This window comes from Castellaniella sp. WN, assembly GCF_054457555.1.
In genome coordinates this window covers 585492-599454 of sequence record NZ_JBTKZC010000002.1, presented here as the reverse complement: position 1 = coordinate 599454, position 13963 = coordinate 585492, and the positions used below count along the sequence as shown (strand labels likewise).

The following is a 13963-nucleotide window of genomic DNA, read 5'->3' as shown; positions in this document are numbered from 1 at the left end:
CCGAAAGGGCCGGGACCGCCTCCGGCTTTGGTCGCGCAATCCTATTCACTGAGGCGGCATGGAGTAGCGGCATGAGCAACATCATCAAGTACGACTTTCAGGGCGACCTCTACAGCTTTCGGGCTGATGGTTGGTTTAATGCGACCGAGGCGGCTGAAAGGTTTGGGAAGGCCCCGAACGAATGGCTTCGACTTCCAGGGACAGCGTCGTATTTGGCGGCGTTCAGGCGCAAATACGGGAATATCCCGCATTTGAGAACCAAGCGAGGCGTGGGCGGTGGCACTTGGCTTCATCCGAAGCTGGCTGTCAGATTTGCCCAATGGCTCAGTGACGATTTCGCGGTTTGGTGCGACGAGCAGATCGACGCCATCATCCGCAATGGCATCCGCGCCGAGGGCAGCGTCAATCTGCTTCCGATGTTCCTGCGGGAGTCTGCGGCGGCTTGGGAATTGCGCTTTCCGCCGTCCTACTACCACGCGCTGGCCCGCATGACGAACACGCGCTACATGGGCCATGCCGCAGGCACGCCGATGCAGTACGCGCAAATCACGGATCTCTGGGTCTATGGCTGCATCCTGCCCGCTGACGTTCACGCCGAATTGAAGGTGCGTCGCCACCAATCGGAAAAGATGCACCAATGGCTGACCAACGGCGGGCAAGACGTCTTGGATCGTCAGATCGCCCTGGTGACAGCCATTGCAGCCTCGTCTGCTGATTACCAGGACTTCAAGGCCCGCATGATGGCTGTGTCAGGTCGTGGCGGACAGCTTGGGTTCGTGTTTCCGAGGGCCGCGTGATGGAAGGATTCGCCGTGGCAACGCTGTGCAAAGCTCTGTCGCTTGCGATTCTGGCAGATGGCAAGAGCATGTCACCCGGATGCATTTCTGACCTGCTACGAAGCGCAGCAAAAGAAAACGGCGCTCCGGTGGACGGCGAGACCCTGTCGATTGGCACGATGTTCCTGATCTTCTCTGACTTCAGCGACAGGCTAGGGCAGACTCTGGGACACAGCATAGAACCTGACGGCTTTGCCCTGGACTGGGCCGGCGACTATCCGCATCTTCGCAAGGCGTGTGCGCAGATACAGGTGCTCGTGGTTGGCGCCATGAGCAATGCCAGCAGACAGTTTCGAGCAATCAACGGTTTCGGTATGGAAGATGTTTTCAGCCGCATGATGTCAGACGAAACCACACCAGAAGTCGCAGCCGCTCAGCTTGAGCGAGAGCGGCAGCATCACACCATCCACTGACCCGGCCCCGCGCCGGGTTTTTATCTGTGCCGCCATGTGCGGCTTTTCTTTTTTGGAGCTACATCATGGCTGGAGAAACCCTCCCCGACGGCGCCCGCCTGTACCTGGGTTCGGCGCTGGCGACCGAAGTCAGCATCACTGCAATCACCAACGCCAACCCTGCCGTCGCCAGCGCTGTCGCTCACGGCTACACCGATGGCGATTACATCGCCATGACGTCGCCCTGGGCGCAACTGGACGGCATGATTCTGCGGGTTGAAGGATCGACCACCGACGCCTTCGATCTGGGCGGGTTCGACACCACCAACACCACCAACTTCCCGGCGGCGACCAATACCGCCAAGGCCAAGAAGGTCACGACCTGGCTGGAAATCCCGAAGATCACTCAGCCGGCGATGAACGGCGGTGATCAGCAGTTCTACCAGTTCCAGTACCTGGCCGAACGGATCCAGCGGCAGATCCCGACCGTGAAAAACGCCAAGAGCCTGTCCATGCAGTTGACAGACGAAGGTGGCGACACGGCCATCTTCGCTGCCCTGGTGGCCGCTGATGCCTCGCTCAAGCCCCAGCCCATCAAGTTGGTTCTGGCAGGCGGCGCCGAGATCGTCTACATGATGTATGTGGGCTTCGACAAGCAGCCGTCCTTGACCCAGGGCCAGATCATGACGAACGCGCTGGTGTTGACCATGGCCGCGCCGGATTTCATGCGCTACAAGCCGCTGTAAGGGGGATTCATGGCTATCAAACTGACGCCGAACCCCACCTTCCGGGCCAAGGTCACGATCCAGCCTCCCGGAGACGGCAAGCCCTTCGACATCGACTGCGAGTTTCGGCACAAGACTGCTGCCGAGCGCGAAGCCTTTCTGACCGCCCACAAGTTCGACCTGGATGCCGTCCAAGAGGTTCTGGTCGGCTGGCAGGACAAGGATGTCGAATACTCCGATGAAACGCTGGCCGTCCTGTTGGACAACTACCCCGGCGCGGCGTCCGAGTTCCTGACCGTCTACCTGCGGGAGCTGGCCGGGGCCCGTCGGGGAAACTGAAGGCGGTCGCCGCGTTTCTGTACGGGAAAGAGCCCGGCGGGAGCGCAGCGGCCGCTTTCGGCATTGCTGCATCGGACTATCCGCGTGATGTGCCGCTATGGCCGGAGAACGTGCAGGCAGTGGCGCTGTTCTCCCGGCTTTCGTCGCAGTGGCGTGTCGGCGTCTCTGGCGTGGTAGGGCTGGACTACAACGTGCTCTTTCACGAAATGGACCGCATGGATCTGGATCGTGAAGCATACGACCGGCTCTTTGAGGACATCAGGACGATGGAGGCGGCGGCGCTGGAGGAAATGCGACGGGAGTGACGGTTATGATGGGCGTATCGAATTGATACGGAGAATAGGCATGAGGGCGATTGTTTTGGTTTGCTTGCTGGGCCTGACCGGTTTTGCGCACGCTGGCGACGACAAGCCGAAGAAGTCGATGGTTGATGATCCTTGTCGGGTGGTTGCTGACATCGCTGGCAACGTCATGCGGATGCGGCAGAGCGGTTTACCGATCACGGAAGCGATGGATGGGGCAGGAGACAGCAAGATTGTCCAGTTGCTGGTGATGCAGGCGTATGAAATGCCAAAGTTCAGCAGGCCAGAAAACAGGGAAGAATCGGCTGTGGAGTTTTCTAATCACTCATACTTGGATTGCAGGAAACGAATAGCCAAGTGATGCATTCCGCCGCCTACGGGCGGCTATTTTTTTGGACGCTGGAAGGGAGGTCTTCGTACCGCGACAAAGCGGATAGGCCCTGTTTGATGTCGTTCAGCAAGAGGGTTTCTCGTTCAACGTTCTCTGTAAAAGACATACCAAGAAGATTGTCTAGAGATAGCTCTTCCTTCGAGGATGCGCGCAGAAGCTCGTTTATCGTTTCTGCGGCTTTAAGGATTAAGACGTGCGATTCCGCAGCAGACTTCGGCTGATAGGATGCAGCAAACTTTGTGACGGTACTGAGAAGGCTGTCGTAAGGAACACCAAGATCATCCGGGTGGATACCATTTTCAAACAACTTGTTGCAAGCAACAATGAAGAAGTGAGATAACGCTAGAAGCCGCACCTCTATATCTTGTTTTTCAGCCTCACAAATCCCTAATTTGGCTTCTAAACGAGTAATGACATTCATCGCTGCGGCGGGGTCGGGGGACTTAAGCCTTTCGATTATTTCTGCATTCATGGAACGATCATTCTTTTCGGCATCGGCCTTGATCTGGTCGCGCATGCCGTCTGGAAAGCGAACGACGAATTTGTCGGCCTTATCGGATGGGAATTCTTTCTGGTCGGACATGGACATTGCTCCATAGTGGTTGGCTATTGTAGTAGCGAATCGCCATAGAAATAAATCATAGCGAATCGCCATCACTCATCTTGCATTGAATGTGTCGAATCGCTATCATTTATTTGTGGCGATTCGCTACTATTCCATGAGGTCAATATGAACATCATCCCGTTCCAGTCCCCCGACTTCTCTGTCCGGGTCGTTGAAATCGACGGCGACCCGTGGTTCGTCGGCAAAGATGTGGCCGAGGCTTTGGGCTACGAAGAGCCTGGCAATGCCATCCGGCAACATTGCCGTGGGGGTGTGAAATACACCCCCATCCTGGACAGCCTGGGCCGCAAACAAGAAACCCGCATCATCAGCGAACCCGACCTGTTCCGCCTGGTGGTGAACAGCCAGCTTCCGTCGGCCGAGAAGTTCGAGCGCTGGGTATTCGAGGAAGTCCTGCCCTCCATCCGCAAGACCGGCGGCTACCAGATCGGCGGCGAACCTGTGAAACAGGCGATGGAGGCCTTCAAGCTCGCTCCGGCTGCCGTCCGCTCGGCCCGCGCCCTGGGCCTGGACAAGAACGCGGCAGCTATCAGCGCCAATCAGTACGTTCGCAAGCTGACGGGCGTCGATTTGCTGGAAGGGTTCGGCGCCACGCATTTGGTTGCCGAGAACCAGGAGGCCCAATACTTCACGGCCTCCGAATTGGGCAAGATGCTCGAAGGCGCTCCGTCCGCCCGCCGGGTGAATCTCTTGCTGGCCGAAGCCGGAATGCAGGCCAAGCGTGGCGATGTGTGGGAAGTGCTGGACGCCGGGCGCGAATTTGCGCGGATCTACGACACCGGCAAGCGACACGGCTCCGGCGTTCCGATCCAGCAAATCAAATGGGCTGCGACTGTCCTGCCTCTGCTGAAACAGGAAGAGGTGGCGTGATGTCCGATGAGAAAAAATATCCGTCAGAGCGCGGCGACAAGTTCATTGTCCGGTTTCCTGAAGGCAACTTGCGCCAGGAGCTGAAAGCCCGCGCCGCCCTGAATCGCCGCAGCATGAACGCCGAAATCCTGTGCCTGATCGAGGCTGGATTGAAGTCAGCAAAAGAAAACGCACCAGAAGCGGGAACTTCTGATGCGTTGGTTCAGTAACCCCTTGATGAGAAAAGGAAACTGATATGAGTCAATTTAACTCATCCATCGAGAATCCGCAATCCTGCGGTGACGATGTGGCAGAAAACTTGCTATGGGAGCCTCAAGGCCCGGCGCCGCGAGTCATGAACAATGGCGCTCGTCGCCCTGTCCTGGTAATCAGCAGCGACGAACTGGCGCTGTGGTTGGGCTATGACAAGGAACTCATGGGGCGGCTGGTCCTGTTCCACTCCTTCTGGATGAACAAAAAGCAGGCGCAAGGCGTCCAGTACCTGACCACCATCTACCGGCCGAGGACGGGAGAGTGCACCCATGTGTACTGGCTGAAGCATCGCGCCGCGCTGCGGTTGTGCAAGATGCTCCAGTCCGCCGCTGTGCCGGCCTTGCAAGCCGTCTTCGCGGCGTATCGAAAGAGGGCGGCACTGCCAGGGCTGGAGGTCCGCGAGATTGATTATTCAAGCTGCATCCGCTATGCGGTCGGCAATGCTACTTACCATGGCGCGGACCGCGTGATTGAGGCTTTCGGCCATGATCTGGCTTGCGACGCGGAAAAGCATGCGGACAGGCTCGCCGGCGGTCGACCGATGTCGGCGCAGATGGTGGGCGACGTGCTGGAAATCCGCATCTATGACGCGAGGGATTTCTCGCAGCACAAAGAACGGGCGTTGTTGCAACTCAAGCGCCTGATCCGGTCGGCGTTGTCGATTCACGAACTGGGCGGGGTGGCGGCATGAGCAACATCATCAACATGAACGCCATGAGCATGACCAGCCAGGAAATCGCGGATCTGGTCGAGTCCCGGCATGACAATGTGCGGCGCACCATTGAGCGTTTGAGCAAAGCGGGCGTGATTGTTCTTCCTCCAATGGAGGAAGTTAAGAATAATCAATCACTTAGCCCGAATAGCAAAACGGCTGTCTACGTCTTCACCGGCGAACAGGGAAAGCGCGACAGCATCATCGTCGTGGCGCAACTCTCGCCCGAGTTCACGGCCCGGCTGGTGGACCGCTGGCAGGAACTGGAACAGCAGGTCGAACGGCGCGACCCCATGGAAATGTTGAACGATCCGGTTGTGCTGCGGCAGGCTCTGCTGGGCTACAGCGAGAAAGTGATGGCGCTGGAAACCAAGGTCGAGGAAATGGCCCCGAAGGCTGAGGCCCACGACCGGATCGCAGGCGCCGAAGGCAGCATCACCATCCGCGAGGCGGCGAACACACTGCGTTTCCCCGAACGAAAGTTCGTGCAGTGGCTGCTGATGAATGACTGGTGCTATCGACGGGCAGGCCACAAGTCGCTGCTGGCCTACGCCGATAAGGTGAAGGCCGGGTATCTGTACCTGAAGCAGACGCCGATCCAGGACATCCACACCGGCGAGGAACGGCTGAGCGAACAGGTCCGCATCACGCCTTCAGGGCTGACTGCGCTGGCGCGGCGGCTGAGCAGGGAAGGGCGACAGGTTGAAGTCCCCGCAGGCATCTTGGTCGAGGTTCCGACCAGCTACAGAGAAACGAGGTCATTATGAGAGAGAGCACACAGAAACAAGTAACCGATGCGCTGATCGTTGGCCTGGCTCACACACTGAGCCAGGAAGCGCGCCGCGATCTATACGATATGGACGGCAATCTCATCGGGTCTGATGACGAGATTGCCGAGCGAGAGGCGGCGGTTATTCGTCGGGTGACTTCGATTGCTGCAAAGATTGAATCTTCGCTTCAAGGCGCTTGATGGTCTGCGCCTGCTTGGCTTGCCCATCGACCAAGGTTGCGAGCAGCTTTCGCAACGGGTTGACGTTGATTCCTTGCTGCGACAATGGGATAACGGCTTCGTCAATTGAAGTCATAGCTTTCTCCGGTAAGTTACAGGTGTAGGAACCAGTAACATACCACCCCGCCCGCCAGAACCCCAAGTTTTGGCGGGCATCTTATTTCCGGCTCTGCTTAGGCAGGGCCTTTTTATTGGGCGCAAGAAATGGCAGATGACATCGTAAGCTTTGGCCTTGAGGTTGATAGCTCTCAGGCCCGTAAAGCCAAGGAGGACCTGAACGACCTTGCCAAGTCTGGCCCGGCTGTCGAGGCAGCACTGAACCGGCTGAAGTCGGCGGGGACTGCTGGCGCGGCTGGCGTGACCGCCGTCGGGGCGGCTGCAGCAAGGGTCAAGGCAGAAACCGACAGGATGCGTCAGGCGGTGGTCATGGCGAATTCGTCCCTTGGCACCTTGATGCGCGGTCTAGGAAGTCTTGGCGCAATCGCCGGCATCGGCGGCACGCTGTCGCTGGGCGCGATCTTCGGCAAATTCATCAGCGAGACGAAGAACGCGCAGATGGAGCAGGCGCAGCTGGCCGCCGTGCTGAAGTCCACGGGAATGGCCGCTGGCTTCACCCGGGCTGAGCTGAACGCGATGGCCTCCGACATGGCAGCCATGTCCACTTTCACGGCGGGCGAGATCAACCAAGCGCAGACGCGACTGCTGTCCTACTCGAACATCGCGCATGAAATGTTTCCGCGTGCGATGCAGGCGGTGATCGATACGTCGATCCGCATGGGCATGAGCGTCACCCAGGCCGCAGAGACCGTCGGGCGGGCGCTGGACATTCCGAGCGAGGGCCTTGCTTCGCTGTCGCGTCAGGGCTTCCGGTTCACAGACGATCAGAAGAAGATGGCCAAGGCGCTGGAGGACACTGGCCGCATTGCTGAAGCCCAGGGCATCGTCATAGAGGCGCTGGAATCGTCCTACGGCGGCGCTGCTGCTGCGGCACGGAACACGCTGGGCGGCGCGATGCAGGCCTTGCAAAACCAGATCAGCGATCTGATGACGGGTGGTGATGGTTCGATTGATGGGTTGACATCAGACATCAATTCTCTGACCGCCAGCCTGGGGTCGGAAGAAACCCGACGGTCCTTTCAAGAGTTCGTCGGGCTGCTGGCGAATGTGGCTGAAGAGGTTGTCAACCTGGCAAATCAGTTCGCCATTGGGATGCGCTATTCCGACGGGTTCTTTGACGCGCTCGGGAAGTATGGTCTGACGAATCCGGCCAAAACCGCCGCGCAGCAGCTTGCCGAGGTCAATGCGCAGATCGAGCAGCTACAGAAGTCGCGCAACGTGGCGATCAGCGAGGCATCAAAACCGTACTTACAAGGATATGATGCGCTCTCGGATGAGAAAGCGCAGAAGATCCAAGGAGAGCGCCTCCGGTCGCTAATTCAGCAACAGGCCTATTGGTCGTCCATGGTCGGCCGTGAGCGCGACAAGGCTCTGCGTGGGCTGAACGATGCGTTCGACATGCCCTTGTTCGATCCGCCGCAGCTTGCCCCTGTTACGGTAAAGCCGTCCGGCGGCAGCAAATCCGGCAAAGGCTCGAAACGCAAGATCCTGTACGACAGCATCGAGGACTGGATGGGCTCCGCCGATGGCATGGCCCGGTTGGCGGATGTGGAAAAACGGTACGGTCAGATCGGCGATCTGATCGAGAACCGCCTGACCATCGCGCAGACGAAATACAACCGCGAGCTCGAAGCCATGGGGCAGGGCAACTGGGCGCGGCGGGTCAATGAGTCGCTGCAGGAAATCCGCGACAAGTATCAAGATTTGCTTGAACAGCGGCGCAACTCCTCCGTTGGCCTGTCCGAACAAGACGAAGCCGCGCTCAGGGCCGCGATGGAGCGCGAAGAGCAGATGGCGGTGGACTTCTACGCCCGACTGAAGGAGAAGCAAGGCGACTGGTTGTTGGGCGCGAAAGATGCGCTGATCAACTATCACGATGAGTCGGCAAACGTCTACGCCTCTATCGGAAACATGGTCAACGGCGCCTTCCGGGGCATGGAAGATGCCCTAACCACGTTCGTCACCACCGGCAAACTCTCCTTCAAGGACTTGGCCGATTCGATCATCAGTGACATGGTGCGCATCGCTATTCAGCAGTCCATTACCGGGCCGCTGGCCGGGGCTTTGGGTGGCGCGCTTCGCATGTTTGGCGCTGAGACGGCTGCCAATATGTCCAGCGATCCAATCGGCTCGTTGATCAGCTCTCTGGGCGGCCCCGAGTACAGCGCGAAGGGAAACGTTTACACCTCGCCAGATCTGTCCCGCTACTCGGGCGGAATTTACGACCGTCCGACACTTTTCCAGTTCGCCAAGGGTGCCGGGATCTTCGGCGAAGCCGGCCCCGAGGCCATCATGCCGCTCAAGCGTGGGCCGGACGGACGTCTGGGGGTGTCAACGCATGGCGGGGGTGGATCTGGCGATGTGACGGTGAACGTCATCAACAACAGCAGTCAGCCGGTGACGGCCAGCCAGCCGAAGATAAGCATGGACTCGATGGGGCGCATGGTGGTGGAGGTCATGATCGCTGACCTGCAGCGCAACGGCCCGTACGCCCGGCAGTTGAAAGGGGCGCTGTGATGGCGACATGGCCCACCTATGCAAAGCTCGTCGTCGCCGGCTACGGCGAGGAAGCCGACTACGGCGTCCTGCGCACCGAGATGGACGGCGGCATCGCCAAGCAGCGCGCGCGGTTCTCCATGCCCATCGTCACGAGGGACGCCACGGTCATCGTGAAGAGCCTCACGGACAAGCAATCCATGGATGCCTGGATCAAAGACGACCTGAGCGGTGGGGCGGCCTGGTTCACCTGGATTGAGCCGCTGACCGGCAACAGCGTCCAGGCCCGGCTCGTTTCCGGCAAATGGAAGTGGGGCGAACCGCAGGGGACTGTTTGGCAGGCCACCTGCCAGATCGAGACCCTCGGCCGATAGCCCGCACAACTCAACGATCGCCCGCGAGGCGGTTTTTTCATGCCCAATACCTACACCCCCGCCGGACGCAGGAATCTCCTGGCCACGTCCGCCGATGAGCCGTTTCTGGTCCTGCTGGAAGTCACGCATCCCGATCTGGAAGTCCCGGTGCGCGTGGTCAATGACACGGTGAACGTGGTTGCTCGAGGAAACGAGTTCATCGCCTGCCCATTCCAGATCACGCTGCCTGATGACGTGGCCGAGCAGGTGCCCAAAGCCACGCTGTCGGTGGACAACATTGGACGGGAGCTTACGCAATGGCTGGAATACAGCCGGGGCGGCAAGGGCGCGAAGTGCCGGATCATCCAATGCTTGCGCTCCGATCCGGACGTATTCGAGTACGACATGACCCTGGATATGACGAGCATGGCGATCGACAACCAGACGGTCTCGTCAGATCTGGGATTCCAGAACACGCTGATGCTGCCGGCCGTGGCGGTTCGCTACGATCCGAAAACGACGCCAGGGGCGTTCTGATGGCGCATTGGTCTGATCGATATATCGGGGAGCCATACATCCCTGGCGTGGCCGACTGCATGAATCTGGCCGAGCGCGTGGCAAACGAGGTGCTGGGCATCTATCCCGACATCCCGACATCGCACGAAACAAGCCTGCGCGGCCAGGCCAAGCAGCTGGCCGAACTGAAGTGGAACTACGCCCGCCGCGTGGATGCACCCATTGAGGCCCAGCCGGTGCTGTTCGTGGCGCGGGGGCGGTTCTTTCATTGCGGCGTGGCTGCAATCGTCAGCGGGGAAACGTGGGTGCTGCACGCTGATTCCATGATTGGAATGGTGGTCTGTCAGCGCCTGCGAGATATGACGCGCTGGACCTATCAGCTTGAAGGATTCTATTCGTGGATCGCAACGAAGTAACGCCGCTGGTCGTCCAGCCGCACCCGTTCACGCCCGAAGGCCGCACGTTTACCGTTGCGGCCTTTTTGATGGGCGAAACCCTGGGCGCGTATGTCGAACGTAACGGCATTGCCCTGCCGCGCTCAGAGTTTCGCGTGCTGCACAACGGCTGCGTGGTCCCGCATCATCTGTGGCAGCGCCTTATCCCGCGCACGGGTGACCAGATCGTGATTCATGCGATGGCGCACGGTGGCGGCGGTGGCGGCAAGGTGTTGCGGTCCGTAGCGATGATCGCGCTCGTGGTGGCGTCAATCACGATTCCGGGGGCGGGCATTGCCGGCCTGTACTCTGGCTTTGGCTTGACTGGCACATCTCTGGCGTTGGCATCTGCCGGCATCATGATCGGCGGTTCCATGCTGATCAACGCGCTGTTGCCCCCGCCGGCGCCGCCTGACCTTGGATCGGACAGCAAATACGGATCCAGCCCCACCTATCAGCTATCTGGTGGTCGCAACCGTCTGCGCCCCTGGGAGCCGATGACACTGATCTTCGGGCGACACAAAGTCGTGCCCGATCTGGGGGCTACTCCATATTCCGACTGGGCCGGAGCGGATCAGTACTTCAACCAGGTATTCCACTTCGGCCTGCAGGGCGGCGAGATCGAGTTCTCAGATTTCAAAATCGGCCAGACGCCAGTGCTGAATTACAGCGGCGTGTCGATCGTGCAGTCTGACGCCAGCGGATCTTTGCCTGGCTTTGCTGAGAACGTCGTCACGCTGCAGGGTTTCGAGGCCAAACAATATGTCGTGAATTCGCGCACGACCCCGGAGCGCACTACGCGGATCGTGATCAATCTGGCCGCTGTGGCCTTTCTGACCAAGGGCAACGGCGACGGGCGATATCGCACGGCAAGCTGGACGGCCAGATACCGTCTGGTGGGCGGCGCTGACTGGATCACCGAAAGCGGGTCTGCCGCAAATGATCGGCCGGTGACGATGTATCGCACCGTGGCCTGGAATGTTCCTGAAGGTCAGTACGAGGTCGAGTTCACCAAAACCTCGGAGGACATGGAGGGCAATGAGCCCGACGAAGATAACGACGTCTCCGTCAATAAAATCACGGTCTCACAGATCCAGTGCATGCAGCCGCCTGGCGCGGTCAGCTACGAAGGCCAGCAACGCGTGGGGATGCGCATCAAGGCTTCGGGCCAGCTTAACGGCATTGTGGATGAGTTCTCGGCCGTGGCGTTTGCCAAATGCCCAGCGTGGAACGGATCCGCGTGGGTCGTGACGACGACGCGCAACCCGGCCTGGTGGTTCCTGTGGTTTGCGCGCGGCAAGACCGTGGCCGGCCGCGGGCGTATCTATGGCGCCGGCATGGCGGATGCGCAGATCGACATCGATGCGATCAAGGCATGGGCGGCCTGGTGTGACGCCAAGCAGCTGACGTTCGACTACGTGCTGGACCGCAAAGTCAGCTGCGCTCAGATGCTGCAGACCATCGCCCGGGCTGGCCGCGCCTCGCCGACCTGGCAGACGGGCAAGCTAGGTGTGGTGTGGGATGTTGCGAATCAGCCGGTGTCGGCGATGTTCGGGCCGTTCAACATCAAGGCCGGATCGTTCAGAATCGATTACGTCAATGGCGACACGCCCGACGAAATCATCCTGAATTTTGCCAACGAGGAAAACGGCTATCAAATGGATGAGGTGCGGGTTGCGGTGCCCGGCGCCGCGACAACGAACAATCCCCTGCAGCTGGATCTGGACGGGTGCACGGTTAAGGACATGGCCGGCCGCGAAGCCAATCTGATCGCCGCCTCCCAGGTCTGGCATCGCCGGCGCACGACATGGGAAACCGACATCGAGGGGTGGGTTGCCAGCCGCGGCGACGTCGTCCAGATCAGCCACGACCTGACCGTCTGGGGGTACTCCGGGCGTCTGGTGGGGCGTTCCGGCAATCAGATCGCGCTGTCGCAGTCGATCCCTATCGGATCGGGCACGATGATGCTGAGAGATCCAGAGGGCAACATGAAGACCGTCTCTGTGGTTGGTGCGACCGAGGAGACAGACCTCGTCACGATCACGACCGACATGACGGGGTTCCCACTGCCCGGTGATGCTGGATTCGAGGATGTCCCGGCGCTGGACTGGGCGTGGTTTTTCGATCCGCTGGCGACGCCTGGACGCCGCTTTAAGATCGTGGACGTGCAGCCTGCCGAGGATGGTGTGCGGTTTCAGGCCGTGGATGACGATCCCGAATACTACGCCAGCGAGACCGACCCTTACGACTACACGCCACCGCGAGATGGAAGCCTGCTGATGGGCATCGTGTTTGGCGTCAATGTGTCAGAGTCGATCGTCAACATCGTTGCCGACCTGAACCTGGTCCAGATCAGCTGGGCGATCTCAGCACCGATGCCGGCGGAGGTGGTGATATCTGTCAACGGGCAGGCGCAGTCCGCACAGCGCGTGATCGACAATCGAACGTCGATACAAGCTCAGACCGGAGACGTGTTGGACATCACTGTGACGCCGATCAGCGTCAATGGTCGCGGTCAGCCGTACAGCAGGTCATACATTGTGCAGGGCCTGCGCTCCGCGCTGCCGGCGGTTACGGGCCTGACTAGCGTGTTTCGAGACGGCCTGACGGTACTGACATGGAACCGTGTGACCGATGTCCGTCAGCCGGACTACGAAATTCGGATCGGCGAATCCTGGGCGAATTCGCGCACGGTAGCGGTGACGCCCATGCTCGAATCCCTGACCGCAGGCAACGGTCTGTATTGGGTCGCAGCCCGCTACGTCTACAAGGGACAGGCAATCTATGGCCCGCCCGATAGTCTGCTGGTGTCGGGCGCTGTGCTGGTGCGCAATGTCCTGTTGACTGAAGTCGAAGACCCTCAGTGGGATGGGGCGCTGACCGAGGGCGCCTACGCTTGGGATGGCTTGCTGACGCTGGTGGGGGCCGGCGACGTTCTCGCTGAAACCGACATCCTGGCCGTGCGCGATGTGCTGTGGCTCGGCGGTGCTCAGCCGCGAGGGGTGTATACGTCTGCACAGACTGTCGATATCGGGTTCGTTGCCCCTGTGCGGCTGGACTTCCATATCGACGCCTACGCCCTGAATTTCGGCGAGGACGTGTTGGGCATGGCCGATGTCCTGTCCAGCCCGGACATTCTGAACGCATCGAACGCGCAGCACTGGAAGGCCACGCCGCAGTATCGGACCGCCGGCGACGACGGCATCTACGGGCCGTGGATCAACTACACACCGGGACTGGTCAACATCCGGTATATCCAGGTCCGCATCGTGATTGAGACTGACGAGCCGCTGATTGTGCCCTTCGTCGAGCATTTCACGTGGATCGTGGACGTGCCGGATCTGACCCAAAAGGCCGAAGGCATCACGGTGCCTACTACCGGCCTGCGGATCGAATACGAAAAGATCTTCCACGCCGTGCCGAACGTCCAGATCGCACTGTTCGATGCCGTGGACGGCGACCGCTACGTGCTGACGAACTCGGACGAGACTGGATTCGACATCCAGATCCTCAACGCATCCACACCCAAGGCTGCCGTCATCAACTGGCTTTCGCAAGGCTACTGAGCTTCTTTCGCATCAACCCAGGCCCGCC

General features: G+C 59.8%; 17 protein-coding genes. 15 read left to right on the top strand and 2 right to left on the bottom strand.

Going from position 1 to position 13963, the window contains the following annotated elements; genetic code table 11:
- The first annotated feature begins 71 nt into the window (after positions 1 to 71).
- The 6 genes from ACTPOE_RS16690 (at position 72) to ACTPOE_RS16665 (ending at position 2955) form a co-directional block, all read left to right on the top strand.
- Positions 72 to 797, top strand: coding sequence for a KilA-N domain-containing protein (locus tag ACTPOE_RS16690; RefSeq protein ID WP_458873337.1), 726 nt, complete (start codon positions 72 to 74; stop codon positions 795 to 797).
- Positions 797 to 1249 (top strand): hypothetical protein, encoded by a 453-nt coding sequence (locus ACTPOE_RS16685; RefSeq protein ID WP_458873336.1) that lies wholly within the window; start codon positions 797 to 799, stop codon positions 1247 to 1249. Before ACTPOE_RS16690 ends, ACTPOE_RS16685 begins: the two co-directional genes overlap by 1 nt.
- A 65-nt stretch (positions 1250 to 1314) precedes the next feature.
- Positions 1315 to 1974 carry a phage tail tube protein gene (locus ACTPOE_RS16680; RefSeq protein ID WP_458873335.1) on the top strand — a complete coding sequence of 220 codons (660 nt, stop codon included), beginning with the start codon at positions 1315 to 1317 and terminating at the stop codon, positions 1972 to 1974.
- Positions 1975 to 1983: 9 nt separating this feature from the next.
- Positions 1984 to 2292 carry a phage tail assembly chaperone gene (locus ACTPOE_RS16675; protein ID WP_458873334.1) on the top strand — a complete coding sequence of 103 codons (309 nt, stop codon included), beginning with the start codon at positions 1984 to 1986 and terminating at the stop codon, positions 2290 to 2292.
- The gene (locus ACTPOE_RS16670; protein ID WP_458873521.1) at positions 2289 to 2597 is read left to right on the top strand and encodes a DUF1799 domain-containing protein; all 309 of its coding nucleotides are present in this window, start codon (positions 2289 to 2291) and stop codon (positions 2595 to 2597) included. The genes ACTPOE_RS16675 and ACTPOE_RS16670 overlap by 4 nt, the downstream gene beginning before the upstream one ends.
- Positions 2598 to 2637: 40 nt before the next feature.
- Positions 2638 to 2955 (top strand): hypothetical protein, encoded by a 318-nt coding sequence (locus ACTPOE_RS16665; RefSeq protein ID WP_458873333.1) that lies wholly within the window; start codon positions 2638 to 2640, stop codon positions 2953 to 2955.
- 13 nt (positions 2956 to 2968) lie between these two features.
- Here the strand turns inward: ACTPOE_RS16665 and ACTPOE_RS16660 are convergent, their stop codons facing one another.
- Positions 2969 to 3568 carry an Arc family DNA-binding protein gene (locus ACTPOE_RS16660; protein WP_458873332.1) on the bottom strand — a complete coding sequence of 200 codons (600 nt, stop codon included), beginning with the start codon at positions 3566 to 3568 and terminating at the stop codon, positions 2969 to 2971.
- 147 nt (positions 3569 to 3715) lie between these two features.
- Here ACTPOE_RS16660 and ACTPOE_RS16655 point away from each other — a divergent pair, with 147 nt between their 5' ends.
- The 4 genes from ACTPOE_RS16655 to ACTPOE_RS16640 are packed head-to-tail and all read left to right on the top strand — an operon-like array spanning position 3716 to position 6211.
- The gene (locus tag ACTPOE_RS16655) at positions 3716 to 4480 is read left to right on the top strand and encodes a BRO-N domain-containing protein (RefSeq protein ID WP_458873331.1); all 765 of its coding nucleotides are present in this window, start codon (positions 3716 to 3718) and stop codon (positions 4478 to 4480) included.
- A complete protein-coding gene (locus tag ACTPOE_RS16650) occupies positions 4480 to 4689 on the top strand; it encodes an Arc family DNA-binding protein (RefSeq protein WP_458873330.1) in 210 nt (69 codons plus the stop codon). Before ACTPOE_RS16655 ends, ACTPOE_RS16650 begins: the two co-directional genes overlap by 1 nt.
- Positions 4690 to 4715: 26 nt before the next feature.
- Complete coding sequence (locus ACTPOE_RS16645; RefSeq protein WP_458873329.1) at positions 4716 to 5423, top strand: hypothetical protein; 708 nt, start codon at positions 4716 to 4718, stop codon at positions 5421 to 5423.
- A complete protein-coding gene (locus ACTPOE_RS16640) occupies positions 5420 to 6211 on the top strand; it encodes a phage antirepressor KilAC domain-containing protein (RefSeq protein WP_458873328.1) in 792 nt (263 codons plus the stop codon). Before ACTPOE_RS16645 ends, ACTPOE_RS16640 begins: the two co-directional genes overlap by 4 nt.
- A gap of 144 nt (positions 6212 to 6355) precedes the next feature.
- On the opposite strand, the gene ACTPOE_RS16635 is transcribed toward ACTPOE_RS16640, so the two are convergent.
- Positions 6356 to 6529, bottom strand: a complete 174-nt coding sequence (locus ACTPOE_RS16635) for a hypothetical protein (RefSeq protein WP_458873327.1) — start codon at positions 6527 to 6529, stop codon at positions 6356 to 6358.
- 128 nt (positions 6530 to 6657) lie between these two features.
- Here ACTPOE_RS16635 and ACTPOE_RS16630 point away from each other — a divergent pair, with 128 nt between their 5' ends.
- From ACTPOE_RS16630 to ACTPOE_RS16610, 5 genes are read left to right on the top strand one after another with little or no spacing between them, the layout of a single operon-like run.
- The gene (locus tag ACTPOE_RS16630; protein ID WP_458873326.1) at positions 6658 to 9087 is read left to right on the top strand and encodes a phage tail tape measure protein; all 2430 of its coding nucleotides are present in this window, start codon (positions 6658 to 6660) and stop codon (positions 9085 to 9087) included.
- On the top strand, positions 9087 to 9440 hold the full coding sequence (locus ACTPOE_RS16625) for a hypothetical protein (protein ID WP_458873325.1): 354 nt from the start codon (positions 9087 to 9089) through the stop codon (positions 9438 to 9440). The genes ACTPOE_RS16630 and ACTPOE_RS16625 overlap by 1 nt, the downstream gene beginning before the upstream one ends.
- Positions 9441 to 9479: 39 nt before the next feature.
- The gene (locus ACTPOE_RS16620) at positions 9480 to 9956 is read left to right on the top strand and encodes a DUF1833 family protein (protein WP_458873324.1); all 477 of its coding nucleotides are present in this window, start codon (positions 9480 to 9482) and stop codon (positions 9954 to 9956) included.
- Positions 9957 to 10015: 59 nt separating this feature from the next.
- A complete protein-coding gene (locus ACTPOE_RS16615) occupies positions 10016 to 10351 on the top strand; it encodes a hypothetical protein (RefSeq protein WP_458873323.1) in 336 nt (111 codons plus the stop codon).
- Positions 10333 to 13935, top strand: coding sequence for a TipJ family phage tail tip protein (locus tag ACTPOE_RS16610; RefSeq protein WP_458873322.1), 3603 nt, complete (start codon positions 10333 to 10335; stop codon positions 13933 to 13935). Before ACTPOE_RS16615 ends, ACTPOE_RS16610 begins: the two co-directional genes overlap by 19 nt.
- Positions 13936 to 13963: the final 28 nt, after the last annotated feature.

Excerpts from the sequence above, each read along its gene's own strand:
- ACTPOE_RS16625 (WP_458873325.1), top strand. The coding sequence starts at position 9,087 with ATGGCGACATGGCCCACCTATGCAAAGCTCGTCGTCGCCGGCTACGGC.
- ACTPOE_RS16690 (WP_458873337.1), top strand. The coding sequence starts at position 72 with ATGAGCAACATCATCAAGTACGACTTTCAGGGCGACCTCTACAGCTTT.
- ACTPOE_RS16630 (WP_458873326.1), top strand. The coding sequence starts at position 6,658 with ATGGCAGATGACATCGTAAGCTTTGGCCTTGAGGTTGATAGCTCTCAG.
- ACTPOE_RS16615 (WP_458873323.1), top strand. The coding sequence starts at position 10,016 with ATGAATCTGGCCGAGCGCGTGGCAAACGAGGTGCTGGGCATCTATCCC.
- ACTPOE_RS16655 (WP_458873331.1), top strand. The coding sequence starts at position 3,716 with ATGAACATCATCCCGTTCCAGTCCCCCGACTTCTCTGTCCGGGTCGTT.
- ACTPOE_RS16645 (WP_458873329.1), top strand. The coding sequence starts at position 4,716 with ATGAGTCAATTTAACTCATCCATCGAGAATCCGCAATCCTGCGGTGAC.
- ACTPOE_RS16660 (WP_458873332.1), bottom strand. The coding sequence starts at position 3,568 with ATGTCCGACCAGAAAGAATTCCCATCCGATAAGGCCGACAAATTCGTC.
- ACTPOE_RS16635 (WP_458873327.1), bottom strand. The coding sequence starts at position 6,529 with ATGACTTCAATTGACGAAGCCGTTATCCCATTGTCGCAGCAAGGAATC.
- ACTPOE_RS16680 (WP_458873335.1), top strand. The coding sequence starts at position 1,315 with ATGGCTGGAGAAACCCTCCCCGACGGCGCCCGCCTGTACCTGGGTTCG.
- ACTPOE_RS16620 (WP_458873324.1), top strand. The coding sequence starts at position 9,480 with ATGCCCAATACCTACACCCCCGCCGGACGCAGGAATCTCCTGGCCACG.
- ACTPOE_RS16685 (WP_458873336.1), top strand. The coding sequence starts at position 797 with ATGGAAGGATTCGCCGTGGCAACGCTGTGCAAAGCTCTGTCGCTTGCG.
- ACTPOE_RS16640 (WP_458873328.1), top strand. The coding sequence starts at position 5,420 with ATGAGCAACATCATCAACATGAACGCCATGAGCATGACCAGCCAGGAA.
- ACTPOE_RS16665 (WP_458873333.1), top strand. The coding sequence starts at position 2,638 with ATGAGGGCGATTGTTTTGGTTTGCTTGCTGGGCCTGACCGGTTTTGCG.
- ACTPOE_RS16675 (WP_458873334.1), top strand. The coding sequence starts at position 1,984 with ATGGCTATCAAACTGACGCCGAACCCCACCTTCCGGGCCAAGGTCACG.
- ACTPOE_RS16650 (WP_458873330.1), top strand. The coding sequence starts at position 4,480 with ATGTCCGATGAGAAAAAATATCCGTCAGAGCGCGGCGACAAGTTCATT.